7 protein-coding genes are annotated in these 13,717 nt (G+C 72.1%); 5 read left to right on the plus strand and 2 right to left on the minus strand.

The features are described from left to right. Nucleotides 1-243: 243 nt before the first annotated feature. The 5 genes from ALSL_RS03755 to ALSL_RS03775 all read left to right on the plus strand — a co-directional run bounded on the left by ALSL_RS03755 (nt 244) and on the right by ALSL_RS03775 (nt 8,030). Nucleotides 244-1,761: a fumarate hydratase gene (locus tag ALSL_RS03755; protein WP_126536565.1), complete on the plus strand. Its 1,518-nt coding sequence runs from the start codon at nt 244-246 to the stop codon at nt 1,759-1,761. A 272-nt stretch (nt 1,762-2,033) separates the two neighbouring features. After that, a complete protein-coding gene (locus tag ALSL_RS03760) occupies nt 2,034-4,601 on the plus strand; it encodes a bifunctional aspartate kinase/diaminopimelate decarboxylase (protein WP_126540008.1) in 2,568 nt (855 codons plus the stop codon). A gap of 200 nt (nt 4,602-4,801) precedes the next feature. Further along, complete coding sequence (gene murL / locus ALSL_RS03765) at nt 4,802-6,148, plus strand: UDP-N-acetyl-alpha-D-muramoyl-L-alanyl-L-glutamate epimerase (RefSeq protein WP_126536567.1); 1,347 nt, start codon at nt 4,802-4,804, stop codon at nt 6,146-6,148. Next, a complete protein-coding gene (gene murD, locus ALSL_RS03770) occupies nt 6,148-7,506 on the plus strand; it encodes a UDP-N-acetylmuramoyl-L-alanine--D-glutamate ligase (protein WP_126536569.1) in 1,359 nt (452 codons plus the stop codon). Before murL ends, murD begins: the two co-directional genes overlap by 1 nt. A 101-nt stretch (nt 7,507-7,607) precedes the next feature. Beyond that, on the plus strand, nt 7,608-8,030 hold the full coding sequence (locus tag ALSL_RS03775; protein WP_231700283.1) for a (R)-mandelonitrile lyase: 423 nt from the start codon (nt 7,608-7,610) through the stop codon (nt 8,028-8,030). Between the two features lie 3 nt (nt 8,031-8,033). Here the strand turns inward: ALSL_RS03775 and ALSL_RS03780 are convergent, their stop codons facing one another. Together ALSL_RS03780 and ALSL_RS03785 are read right to left on the minus strand one after the other, a co-directional pair. Continuing rightward, a complete protein-coding gene (locus tag ALSL_RS03780; protein ID WP_126536571.1) occupies nt 8,034-11,786 on the minus strand; it encodes a translocation/assembly module TamB domain-containing protein in 3,753 nt (1,250 codons plus the stop codon). A gap of 82 nt (nt 11,787-11,868) precedes the next feature. Continuing rightward, on the minus strand, nt 11,869-13,608 hold the full coding sequence (locus ALSL_RS03785; protein WP_331457741.1) for an autotransporter assembly complex protein TamA: 1,740 nt from the start codon (nt 13,606-13,608) through the stop codon (nt 11,869-11,871). Nucleotides 13,609-13,717 lie beyond the last annotated feature (109 nt).

Consider the following 13,717-nt stretch of genomic DNA (forward strand, 5'->3'; position numbering starts at 1 on the left):
CCGCGCCCGTCCTGCCCTGGGGCGCATGGGTGATGCGCCGTCGTTGCGCGGATCCCGGGGCTTGCCGCCGCCTTGCCGCGACGGCCGGCTTGCAGGAGCGGCACGACGAGGCGCCTCTCACCGCCGCAAGCCTGCGCGCTTGCGGTCATGCGCACGGCCGCCTCCCGGCGGTCGTTTTGCGGCAGCGCGGCAACGGCGGCGTACAATCGCCGGCTACCCGCCGCTCCCGCGCTGCTCCCCGCCATGACCCGCATCCAGCAAGACGATCTCATCCAGTCCGTCGCCGACGCGTTGCAGTACATCAGCTACTACCACCCGGTCGACTACATCAAGAACCTCGCCGCCGCCTACGAGCGCGAGGCCTCGCCCGCGGCCAGGGACGCGATGGCGCAGATCCTGGTCAACTCGCGCATGGCCGCCGAAGGCCACCGGCCGATCTGCCAGGACACCGGCATCGTCACCGTGTTCCTGAAGGTCGGCATGGACGTGCGCTGGGACGGCGCGACGATGGACGTGGAGGCGATGGTCAACGAAGGCGTGCGCCGCGCCTACCTCGACCCGGACAACCCGCTGCGCGCCAGCGTGCTCGCCGACCCGGCGGGCAAGCGCATCAATACGCGCGACAACACGCCGGCGGTGATCCACACGCGCCTGGTGCCGGGCGACACGGTGGAGGTGACGGTGGCGGCCAAGGGCGGCGGCTCGGAGGCCAAATCCAAGTTCGTCATGCTCAACCCGTCCGATTCCATCGTCGACTGGGTGCTGAAGACCGTGCCGACCATGGGCGCGGGCTGGTGCCCGCCGGGCATGCTCGGCATCGGCATCGGCGGCACCGCCGAGAAGGCCATGCTGCTGGCCAAGGAGGCGCTGATGGAGCCGATCGACATCCAGGCGCTGATCGCGCGCGGCCCGGCCAACCGCATCGAGGAACTGCGCATCGAACTCTATGAGAAGGTCAACGCGCTCGGCATCGGCGCGCAGGGTCTGGGCGGCCTCACCACCGTGCTCGACGTCAAGATCCTCGACTATCCGACCCACGCCGCCAACCTGCCGGTGGCGATGATTCCCAACTGCGCCGCCACGCGCCATGCGCACTTCGTGCTCGACGGCTCCGGCCCGGCGCGGCTCGAGCCGCCCTCGCTGGAGCACTGGCCGCGCATCACCTATGACGCGTCCAAGGGCCGCCGGGTGAATCTCGATGCCGTCACCCGCGAGGAAGTCGCGCGCTGGAAACCCGGCGAGGTGCTGCTGCTCAACGGCAAGCTGCTCACCGGTCGCGACGCCGCGCACAAGCGCATGGTCGACATGCTCGCGCGCGGGGAAAAACTCCCGGTCGATTTCAACGGCCGTTTCATCTACTACGTCGGCCCGGTCGATCCGGTGCGCGACGAGGTGGTCGGTCCGGCCGGGCCCACCACCGCCACGCGCATGGACAAGTTCACCCGCACCATGCTGGAAAAGACCGGCCTGCTCGGCATGATCGGCAAGGCCGAGCGTGGCCAGGCCGCCATCGATGCCATCCGCGACCACCAGGCCGTGTACCTGATGGCCGTGGGCGGCGCGGCGTATCTGGTGTCCAAGGCGATCCGCGCCGCGCGTGTCGTCGCCTTCGAGGACCTCGGCATGGAGGCGATCTACGAGTTCGAGGTCAGGGACATGCCGGTCACCGTCGCGGTGGACGTCAACGGCACCTCGGTGCACCAGACCGGCCCGCGCGAATGGCAGGCGAAGATCGGCAAGATTCCGGTGGTGGTCGCGTAGGGCTTCGTCCCCCGGGTCCTGCGCCTCGGGCGCCGTCGTCTGTCGCACGCGCGGCGCAGGGCATTACGCCTTGCGCCTTCCCCCTCGGAAACGGCCATCGCCCCGGTCCGGCTGGCTTGGATGTCTAGACGTCTGAACCCAAGCGGCGAAACCCGTTGCAATCGTCGTGGCGCGGCGCAACACTGGCAAGCTCATCCGCTGCTTTATCTGGCGCCACACCCGTGACCGACAACGCCCCCGCGCCGCTGCCTGCGGACGCCCCCTGGATCGTGATGAAGTTCGGCGGCACCTCCGTCGCCACCCTGCCGCGCTGGCAGAACATCCGCGAGCTCGTCGCCGGCCGCCACGCCGAAGGTGCGCGCGTGCTGGTGGTGGTGTCGGCGCTGAGCGGCATCACCGATGCGCTGAAGAAGCTCTGCGCCGAGGCGGATGCGGACAAACGCCAGGCGGCGGCCGGCGCGATCGCGCAACGCCACTATGAGCTGCTCGCGCACATGCAGTTGCCGCTGCCGGAATCACTCGCCGTGCGGCTGGCGGATCTTGAGCGGCTGGCCGCGGAAGGCCCGGGCGTGCTCGGCGAGCTGGCCTGGTCGGCGCTGGTGCAGGCGCATGGGGAACTCCTGTCCAGCACGCTGGGCGCGGCGTTCCTCACCGAGAGCGGCCTGCCCACGACCTGGGTGGATGCGCGCGAATGCCTGACCGCGGTGGCGCTGCCGAACCAGAACGAGCGCACCCGGCTGCTCTCGGCGATGGTCGAGGCGCGGCCGGACCCGGCGCTCGCCGCGCATCTGGCCGCGCAGGGCGAGGTGTTCATCACCCAGGGCTTCATCGCGCGCGAGGCGGAAGGCCGCACCGTGCTGCTCGGCCGCGGCGGCTCGGATACCTCGGCCTCGTATTTCGGCGCGCTGCTCAAGGCGCTGCGGGTGGAGATCTGGACCGACGTCGCCGGCATGTTCACCGCCAACCCACGCCAGGTGCCGGGCGCGCGGCTGCTGCGAAGGCTCGATTACGAGGAGGCGCAGGAAATCGCCTCGACCGGCGCCAAGGTGCTGCATCCGCGCTGCCTGTCGCCGCTGCGCGAGCCGCGCGTGCCGCTCTTGGTCAAGGACACCAACCGGCCCGAGCTCGCCGGCACCGTGATCGGCCCGCAGGTGCGCGAGCACGCGCCGAGCATCAAGGCGATCAGCGCGCGCAAGGGCATCACGCTGGTGTCGATGGAATCGATCGGCATGTGGCAGCAGGTCGGCTTCCTCGCCGACGTGTTCGCGCAGTTCAAGCGCCACGGGCTGTCGGTGGACCTGATCGGCTCGGCCGAGACCAACGTCACCGTCTCGCTCGATCCGACCGAGAACCTGCTCGACACCGACGCGGTGGCCGCGCTCGCCACCGACCTGGCCAAGGTGTGCAGGGTCAAGGTGATCGCGCCGTGCGCGGCGATCTCGCTGGTCGGGCGCGGCATGCGCTCGATGCTGCACACGCTCTCGGGCGTGCTCGCGGAGTTCGGCCAGCTGCGCGTGCATCTCATCTCGCAATCGTCGAACAATCTGAACCTCACGTTCGTGGTCGACGAGACCGTGGTCGACGAGCTGCTGCCGCGGCTGCATGAGCTGCTGATCGCCGCCGGCGCCATGCGCACCGACGACGGCGTGCTGTTCGGCCCGAGCTGGCAGAGTCTCTACGGCGAGGGCGAAACGCCGACCGCCGCGGACGCGTGGTGGCGCGCCCCGGCGGCGCGCGCGCGGCTGCTTGCGATCGCCACCGAACGCACGCCGCGCTACGTCTACCACCTGCCGACCGTGCGCGAACGCGCGCGTGCGCTCAAGGCGCTGCGCGTGGTCGATCGCTGGCATTACGCGGTGAAGGCGAACACGCATCCGGCCATCCTCGCCACGCTGGCGGCGGAAGGCTTCGCTTTCGAATGCGTCTCGCCCGGCGAGCTGGACGCGGTGCTCGCCAGCGTGCCGGGCGATGCCCCCCTGCTGTTCACGCCCAACTTCGCCGCGCGCTCTGACTTCGAGCGTGCGCTGGCCACCCGCGCCAGCATCACGCTGGATGCGCTCTATCCGCTGGAGCACTGGGGCGAGCTGTTTCGCGGCCGCGAGATCGTGCTGCGCCTGGATCTCGGCCGCGGCCTCGGCCATCACGAGAAGGTGCGCACTGGCGGCAGCGGCAGCAAGTTCGGCGTGCCGGTGGAGCAGCTCGACGCCTTCCTGCGCCTGGCCGACGCGCACGGCGTCACCGTGCGCGGCCTGCACGCGCATCTGGGCTCGGGCATCCTCGATGCCGCGCACTGGGGCGAGGTCTACGGCCAGCTTGCCGCGCTCGCCGAACGCATCGGCAGCGTCGCCTTCCTCAACATCGGCGGCGGGCTCGGCGTGCCCGCGCATCCGGGCGAGGCGCCGCTCGATCTCGCCGCGCTGGAGGCGGAGCTGCGCCGGGTCAAGACGGCCTATCCGCATTACGCGCTGTGGATGGAGCCCGGCCGTTACCTCGTCGCCGATGCCGGCGTGCTGCTCGCCCGCGTCACCCAGACCAAGGGCAAGGGCGCGCTGCGCTATCTCGGCGTGGATACCGGCATGAACAGCCTGATCCGCCCGGCGCTCTACGATGCCTGGCACGAGATCGTCAACCTGACCCGACTGGACGAGCCGGCCACCGGCCTGTTCCAGGTGGTCGGCCCGATCTGCGAGAGCGGCGACGTGCTCGGCAGCGACCGCCGCCTGCCGGAACCCGTCGAGGGCGACGTCATCCTGATCGCGCAGACCGGCGCCTACGGCAAGGTGATGTCCTCGCCGTACAACCTGCGCGGCGAGACCGAGGAAGTCGTGCTGGACGACTGACCTCGCGCCGTTCTCTTTGTCGTGAAGAGACGGCGGACGGTCATGGGCTACCGTCTGCCGTGTTTCTGGGACAATGACGGACTGTGGCGAATGCCGTGCGCATGCGCGGGGTTGATTCTGGCGGCTTCGGCAGGTGCGGCCCCTCGCCTCTGTCCTCGCCCCGGCGGGGATGGCCCAGGATTCGCGGGAGACTTGAGAGCGTGACGACGACCATCCAGCCGCGCCAGACGCGGGTATTCCGTTTTCTGCAGGCGCGATATGCCGACGGCGTGGCCGAGCTCGGCTACGCCTTCGACGACGGCGCGCCGATGATCGAGCGCGTGCGCTTTCCCGCCGCGCCGCCGCTGCCGCTCGCGCGCCGCGCGGCCTTCGACGCCGCGCTCAAACTGCTGCATCTCATCGCCGGCGTGAGCTACTACAAGGCCGGCGTTCCGCCGCTCATCGAGGTGGCCGATGGCCCGCTGGATGACGCCACCGCCGATTTGCTCGATGCGCTGTACCTGCAGGGTCTGGCCGAGTTCGCCTATCGCAACGGCCTGGACCTGCGCGAGCGCATCCGTTTTCCGCGCGGCGGCCGCACAGCGCCGCCGGCCACGACGCTGGACTTGCCCGAACGCACGCTGGTGCCGCTCGGCGGCGGCAAGGACTCGCTGGTGGTGGTCGAGGCGCTGAAGGCGATCGGCGAAGACGCCTGGGCCACCTGGGTCGGCAACGCGCCGCTGATCGCCGCCTGCGCCGAACGCACGGGCCTGCCGCGACTCAACATCGAGCGCGAACTTGCACCGGAACTCTTCGCGCTCAACCAGTGCGGCGCGTGGAACGGCCACGTGCCGGTGACCGCGGTGAACTCGGCGATCCTCGCGCTCGCCGCCATCCTCTACGGCTTCGACACCGTTGCCTTCGCCAACGAGCGCTCGGCCTCGGCCGCCACGCTGGAATACGCGGGCCAGGCGGTGAATCACCAGTGGAGCAAGGGCTACGCCTTCGAGTCGATGTTCGCCGACTGGCTGCACGGCCACGTCGCCGCCGATCTCGACTACGGCTCGCTGCTGCGTCCGTATGCCGAGCTTGCCGTCACCCGCGCCTTCGCGCGCCTGGGCACGAACTATTTCGACGTCTTCTCCAGCTGCAACCGCAACTTCCGCATCCTCGGGCCGCGGCCGGTCGATCGCTGGTGCGGGCAATGTCCGAAGTGCCACTTCGTGTTTCTCGCGCTCGCGCCGTTCCTGTCCAAGCCGCGGCTGCTCGCCATCTTCGGCCGCAACCTGCTCGACGACGAGAGCCAGGCCGCCGGCTTCGATGCGCTGATGGAATACCGCGAGCACAAGCCGTTCGAATGTGTGGGCGAGGCCGCGGAGGCGCGCGCGGCGATGCATGCGCTCAGCCAGCGCCCGGAATGGCGCGAGGACGCGCTGGTCGCGCGCTTCGTGCGCGAGATCGCCCCGCAGCTCGATCCGCTCACCCTCGCGCTGGAGCCCTGGCTGCTGCCTGCCGGCGAGCATCGCGTGCCGGCGCGCCTCGTGCCGGCGCTGAAAGTCATCGGCTGATGCGCATCGCCGAACTCGCCGGCCAGCGTGTGGCGGTATGGGGCTTCGGCCGCGAGGGCCGCGCCGCCATCCGCGCGCTGCAGTCGCGCCTGCCGCAGCTTCCGCTCGCGCTGTACTGCCGTGCCGACGAAGCGGACGCCGCGCGCGCATTCGCGCCGACGCTCGCCGTGCACGGCCACGAGCCGGACGCCGGCGAGCTCGCCGGCTTCGACGTGGTGGTGAAGTCGCCCGGCATCTCGCCCTACCAGCCGGCGGTACGCGCCGCGCAGGATCGCGGCACGCGCTTCACCTCCGGCACCACGCTGTGGTTCGCCGAGCGGCCCGACGCGCGCGTGGTCGCGGTCACCGGCACCAAGGGCAAGAGCACCACCACCGCGCTGATCGCGCACCTGGCGCGCAGCCTGGGCGTGCGCACCGCGCTCGCCGGCAACATCGGCGTGCCGCTGCTGGAGCTCATCGACGAACGCGCCGCGCTGTGGGCGATCGAACTGTCCAGCTTCCAGACCGGCGAGGCGGGGCCGCTGGAACTGGGCGTCATCACCCGGCTGGACGAGGAACACCTGGACTGGCACGGCTCGCGCGAGCGTTACGTCGCCGACAAGCTCAGGCTCGCCGACGCCGCGCGCACGCTGCTGCTCGACGGCACGCAGCATGAGCTTGTGGCGCGCACCGCCGTGCATCCGGATCGCCGGCTGTACGGCACCGCCGCCGGTTGGCACGTCGCGGACGGCGCGATCCGGCGTGGCGGCGAGGCCGTGTTCGCGCTCGCCGCGTTGCCGTTGCCCGGCCTGCACAACGCGATCAACGCCTGCGCCGCGCTCGCCGCGCTGGAGACGCTCGGCCTCGATGCACGCGCCGCCGCGCCGGCGTTGGCGGGCTTTCATGCGTTGCCGCACCGGCTGCAGAACCTCGGCACGCGCGACGGGCGCGAATGGATCAACGATTCGATCAGCACCACGCCGCCGGCGGCGCTGGCCGCCTTGGCGAGCCTGGCGTCGCGCGAGGTCACGCTGATCCTCGGCGGCCACGATCGCGGCCTGGACTGGCACGACTTCGTCGCCGCGGTGAAGCATCGGCCGCGGCTGCGCATCGTCGCGCAGGGTGCCAGCGGCCCGCGCATCGCCCGCGCACTGCGCGAGGGCGCGGCAGAACCGCCGCTGGTCGAAGTGGCCACGCTCGCCGAGGCGGTGCAGGCGGCGCGTGCCATCACACCATCGGGCGGCGTGGTGCTGCTCTCGCCCGGCGCGCCGAGTTTCGATCAGTTCCGCGACTACGCCGAACGCGGTCGCCGCTTCGCCGAGCTCGCCGGCTTCGACACGCCGCAGACCGCATCCATCGACGGACTCGGCGTGGCCTGAGCACGGCAGCGCCGTGTTGGTGTGGTACCGGTCGGCGAAGGGTTTCCTCGGCGAGCCGGTCGTGGCATTTTCCACAAGCTTTCGACGAGGAGCACCCAACCATGCCCATGCGCATTCATCGTCTCGGCACACGGCCGTCAGCCGTCGGACCGCGGCAGTACTTCACCGGCGCGGTGCGCATCGACCCGCTGTTCGATCCCCAGGCGCCCGGCCGCGTCTCCGCCGCCTGGGTCACCTTCGAGCCTGGCGCCCGCACGGCCTGGCACACGCATCCGCTGGGCCAGCATCTCATCGTCACCGCCGGTTGCGGCTGGACCCAGTGCTGGGGTGGCCCGAAGAAGTGCATCCGTGCCGGCGACGTCGTCTATTGCGATTGCGGCCAGAAGCACTGGCATGGCGCCACCGACACCGTGGCCATGAGCCATATCGCGGTGCAGGAGTGGCTGGACGGCAGTCCCGTGCAATGGCTCGAACAGGTCTCCGATGCGCAGTACTACGCGCCGCTCGAAGCCGACGACCGCTAGGCTTCAACGCTCGATGCGGTAATTGAGGCTGGCGCGGGTGTAGTCGCTCGCGCTCTGCGCCTCGAAGTGCCAGCGGCGGTTCAGGCGGTAGCGCAGGGTGACCACTTCGCCCGGTTCGAACAGGCCCACGCCGTAGCTCAAGTACAGCCGCGGCGAGAGGTATTTGCCGACGGTGAAGGCCGAGGTGCCGCCGAGCGCCTCGTTGTTGGCGACGCCGACTTCGTCCAGACCCAGCTGGGCGCCGACGCGCTTGGCGAGCAGGTTGCCGGCGGCCGAGCCCAGCGCCTGCGCGGCGGCGTTGACGTTGTTGCCTTCCTCGCCCTTGACCTGCGAGAGCGGTTTGCCGGTGACGAGGTAGGCCAGCGCGTCGGACTGCTCCATGGCCGGATCGGAGAACACGCTGAGCACAGGTCGCCGGGCGGTGCCCTGGATCAGCAGACCGACCTGCTGGCCCTCGTCGATGGTGGCGGCGGGGTTGAGCCGGCGCACGGCGCGCAGGTTCAGGCCCGGATCGTCCAGCGGCGTGCCGGCGAAGGCCAGCTGGCCCGCGTCGATGGTCAGCGTCTGGCCATAGGCCTTGTAGGTGCCCCGGACCGCGAGCTGGCCTTGGCCGACCGGCGGCTGGCCGGGCTGCTCGATGACGGTGAGGCTGCCCTGGAGATGGCCGTCCACGCCGTAGCCGGTGACGTGCACGCGCGGGCTCAGATCCACCGCCACCCGCACCGTGAACGGCAGCGCCGCGGCGTGCGCGGCCGGGGCGGGGCGGTCGATCACCACCACGTCGGGCGAGGGCTTGACCGCGCCCTGGCCGGGCAGACGGTCCATCGCCACCTCGGCGCTGTCCACCCGCACGCGGCCGTCGAGAACGATGCCGTCGGCGCCGCGGCGCAGCGCGAGCGCAGGGCTCGCCACCACCTTGGCCGCCGGCAGGTCGACCGCGGTGATGCGGGCGCCCTCGAGGCGCAGCGTGCCGGTGCCGCCATCGGCCAGCGGCAGGCTGCCGTCGATGACGAGCGTGCCTTCGCCCGAGCGTACCCGGCCGTCGATGGCCAGCCGCGCGGCGTCCTCGAAACGGCCCGCGAGCGTGCCCTGGTCCAGATGCAGGCCGAGCGCGGGGAGTTCGGCGGCGAAATCCTCGACGGCGAATTCGCCCGCGGGGCGCGGCGACTGCAGCGTGCCGCCCACCCGCAAGCGGCCGTGCAGGCGGCCGCGCGGTTCGGCGAGGGTGTCGGTGAACACCGTGAGCGCGGACAGCTCCGGCAGGCTGAAAGTGGCCTCGCCATCGAGTGTCCGCGCCGCGCCGGTGATGGCGAGCCGGCCGTCGATGCGGCCGTCGTGATCGAGCGTGCCGTGCAGCGCGAATTGTTGCCGGTCGGGCGCCAGGGTGGCGCCGAGCGCGAGCGTGTGCCAGGCGAGCAGCGCCTGATCGGGATGATCGAGGTGGCTCACCGTGCCCTGCGGCGAGGCCAGCGCGGCCTGGCCGCTCCAGGCACCAGCGAGGTTGCGGTGCAGGCGACCTTCGCCCTCGAGCTCGCCGGTCACGCGCACAGTGGCGTCGGCATAGCCGGTCGCGTCCAGCACGCTGGCGAGCGGCAGGCCATGCAGGCGGTAGCCGAGATCGACGTTGCCGGGCGCATCGCGGGCGGCCTGAACGCACAGTTGCGCGGTGCCGGCGCCGAGGCAGAGATCGCCGAGGCTGGCCGCGCCGTCGTTCCACACGAGCGTGGCCGGACGCTGCAGATGCCAGGCGGCGAGCCCCTGCGGCAGGACGTCCAGCGTGCCGAGCGTGCCCTGCCAGCGGCGCTCGCGCAGGACGCCGTTCAGGGCCAGGCGCAGCGCGAGCTGCTCGCCGCGCGCGTCGAGGCGCAGCCGGTGCGCGGTCGGGTCGCCATCACCGGCAAGCTCGATGCGCCGGAAGCGCAAGCCGCCCAGCGCCACGCCGTCGGCGGTGACGGTCAGACGGCCGGCCGGATGGGTGAGGTCGGTGACGTTCGCGCGCAGCTGCCAGTGCCGCACGGCGTTGCCGTCGAGCCTGAGGTTGTCGCCGTCCAGGCGGCCGTTCAGGGTCAGCCGCGGCCAATCGCCGGTCAGGCGCATGTCGCCGGCGAGGCGGCCGCCGGCCGCGGGCAGCCAGTCGGCCAGGCTGGCGATGGCCAGGGTGAGACGCGCGTCGTTGTGCGGCCCGGGCCGGGCGGTGAGGGTGATCCGGCTGGCGCCGGAGGCCAGCGCGAGTTGGCCGTCGAGCACGCGGTCCGGGGCAAGGTGTAGCCGGCCGTTGCCGCGCAGCACGCGGCCGCGCAGACGGCCTTCGAGCCGGGCGACGTCCACGCTCAGATCGGGACCGGCCGCGGGCAGGCTGCCCTGCGAACGCAGGTCGGCATCGAGCGCGCCATCCCAGCCGGCGAAGAGCAGTCCGGGGTCGAGCTTTTGCGCCTGCGCCTGGACCTGCCAGCCGGGCACGCTGCCGAAGGCGAGCCGGCCGTGCAGGTCCAGCCGGCCGCCCTGCGGCTGGCGCAGGGTGAGCGCGGTGATGTCCAGCCGATCTGCGCCGCCGCGCACGGCGAGGTCGAAATCGACCGGTCGGCCGGGCGGCCCGAGCGCGCCCTGGCCGCGGGCCTGAAAGTCGGCGGTCGAGCCTTCCACGGCCAGCGTGCCGGCGCTGGCGAGGGTTTGTCCGGCCAGCGCCGGCGGCACCACGACGTCGTGCCAGCGCAGCGTCAGGGCGCCGGCGAGCGGCGTGGCTGCGAGGTCGAGCCGCCCATTCGCCTCCAGCGTGCCCGCCAGCGCCGCGGCGTGCAGGGTGAGCGCGTCGAGATGCAGGGTGCGGCGATCGGGATCGAGATGCACGCGCAGCGGCGCCAGCGTGAGGCGCTGCCCGGCCAGCTCCAGCGAGCCTTCGAGGTTGGCGGCGGTGCCCGCGCCATGCCCCTTGAGATCGGCCGCGAGCGAGGCCGGGGCGCCGGTGCCGAGCCAGGGCCGCGGATCGAAGCGCGGCGCCTGGAGTGCGGCGGTCCAGGCCTGCGCGGCGTCCTGGGCAAGCTCCAGCTGGAAGGCGAGCGGGGTCGGCTGGCGCAGGGTGAGCGCGAGCCGGGCACGGGGCGGATCCGCGTGCACCTCCAGGGCGCCGGCGTAGTCGCTGCCCGCCGCGCGCCAGGCGAAATCGAGCGTGCCGTCGCCGCCGAGCCGTTCGCCCAGGGCGAGCCGGCCGTCGAGGTCCGCGTGGCCGTCCGGTGCGCGCAGCCGCAGGCGGTCGAGGGTCACGCCGCTTGCGGTCCAGGCGCCGGCGAGCTCCAGCCGGTCGGCGACGAACAGCGCCGCCGGACCGCGCAGGATGCGCAGCCCCGCCAGCCGCGCCGCGTCCAGGCGCATGGCCACGGGCGGCTGCAGCGAGAAGCCGCCCGTGGCGGTGCCGTCGGGCGCCGGCGGCGGCAGGGTCACCACGAGGCCGGCGGCATCGAGCTCGCGCAGATGGATCTGCCGGCGCAAGAGCGCCCAGAGATCGGGCCGGATCGTGGCCCGGTCGACACGCACGTCGAGCCCGCTGCCGTCCGCGTAGCGTGCGTTCGTGAGCACGAACGGGCCGAGCAGGCGGCCCTCGGTGTGCGCCACGGTGAAGGCGCCGCCGGTGAAACCCTGCACCCGCGCCACCACGAAGCGCAGCCCGCTCGCGGTGCCGAGCAGCCAGCCGCCGGCGAGCGCAAGCGCGAGTGCGAGGATGGCCAGCGTGACGGCCAGGCGCTTGGCCCGGGTCTTCATCGGCAGGCCTCCGGCAGGGTTTTCCCCGGCCGGCCGGGCAGGGCGGGCCGGGCCGGTCGCGGGCGTCGGTAAGGAAAGCGGCTCACAGATCCGGTCCTATCACGACGTGCAGCTGCACGCCATGCTGCTGGTCGCTGCGCACGGGGACGCCGACGTCGACCCGGACCAGGCCGACCGGCGAGCGCCAGCGCACACCGAGGCCGGCGCCGACCTGCGGGCGGTAGTCGCTGCCGTTGAAGGCATTGCCGGCGTCGACGAAGGCGGCCATGCCCCAGTCGCGGGTGAAGTAATGTTCGAGCTCGCTGCTGCCGACCAGCAGGCGCTCGCCGCCGATCACGCGGCCATAGCGGTTGCGCGGGCCGAGCGACTGGTAGTCGTAGCCGCGCACCGAACGGTCGCCGCCGGCGAAGAAACGCAGCTGCGGCGGCAGCGCGGAGAAATCCGAGGTCCAGATGACGCCGGCGTCGGCGCGCAGGATCAGCCGGTCGCGCCGGCCGAGCGCATGGATCCACTTGAGATCGGCAAGCAGCTGGCTGAAGCGTGCGTCGGCGAGCAGGCTGCCGGCGCTGCTGCGCGCGAGCAGATCCACCGACCAGCCGCGGCGCACGAAGCCCGGATCGTCCGCCTGCTTGCGCGAGAGTCCGCCTTCGGCATAGGCGATCGTGCTGCGTCCGTGTTCCAGTCCGAAGGTGTTGTCCGGCTCGCCGCCGCGCTTGCCGACGGTGAAGCTGCCGGCCAGCTCGTGCACGCCCAGGGTGCGGGTCCAGCCGTGCCACTGGCGGGTCTCGTTGGCGACCAGCTCCAGCGTGTGCGAATCGGAGGTGTCGGTGTCGGCCTTGCGGTACTTGGCGCCGAAGTTGTAGGCGCGCAGATCCGGCCCCGGCAGCGGAATGGAATACAGCGTCGCCAGCGTCTGCAGGCGCTGGGCGAGCACCAGTTCGTTGTCCAGCGTGTGGCCGCGGTCGTTCACCCAGCGCCGGCGCATGCCGGCCCGCAGGCCCGGGCCGGTGTCGGTGCCGACGAACGGGCCGCCGGTGTAGACCGTGCGCTTGGCTGGCACCAGGGTCACCTTGACGTCCACCTGGCCGCTGCGGCGGGCCTCCTCCAGTTGCGGCGAGACGTCCACCACCTTGAAGTAATCGGTGCCGGTGAGCGCCTGCTGCAGACGCAGCAGCGCGTCCTGCTGGAAATAGTCGCCGCGCTGGAAGGGCACCCAGCGCGCCAGCACCTCCGGCCGGATCGGTCCGCCCTCGAAATGCACCGTGCCGAAGCGGTAGCGCTTGCCGGCCTGCCAGGCCAGGTCCACCCGCGCGGCGTGTTCGGCCACGCGCACCTCCACCCGGTGGCGCACCAGTCTGGCGTCGATGAAGCCGTTGGCAATCAGCTCGCGGCCGAGCCCGTCGCGGGCCTTCTCATAGGCGGCGTGGTCGAGGACCTGGCCTTTCAGATGTTCGACCGCCCGCGCCGCCTGGCGGATCGCCGGCACCGCGCGGGCTTGCGCATCGAGCGCGAGCGCCACCTGGGTGACCCGGACCGGCGGCCCCGGCTGCACATGCAGCCGCACGCGCCAATCCTTGCCCAGGGGCTCGAGCTCGCCCTCCACCGTGGCCTCGTAGTAGCCGAAAGGCTCGAGCGCGGCCCTGGCCTGGTCCGGCGCGCGGGCATACAGGCGCCGCACCTGCGCCGCGCTGACGTCGCGCTGGCCGTACTGGGCAAGTTCCACGCCCGCGCGCACCGCCGCCTGCAGGCGCTCGTCCACGCCGTCGACCACCAGCTGCACGCCGGCCTGTACCAGCGCCGGCCACGCGATCAGGATCGGCAACAGGAGGCGCCGTAAGAAAACGGCCGGGCGGCGCATGCGTTGGGTCCATCCTCGACGCGGGAAAGAAAGGCCCGCACCGGCCGAGCTTAGCCAAAGGCCGTGTGCGGAT

This window comes from Aerosticca soli (assembly GCF_003967035.1).
GTDB classification, from domain to species: domain Bacteria; phylum Pseudomonadota; class Gammaproteobacteria; order Xanthomonadales; family Rhodanobacteraceae; genus Aerosticca; species Aerosticca soli.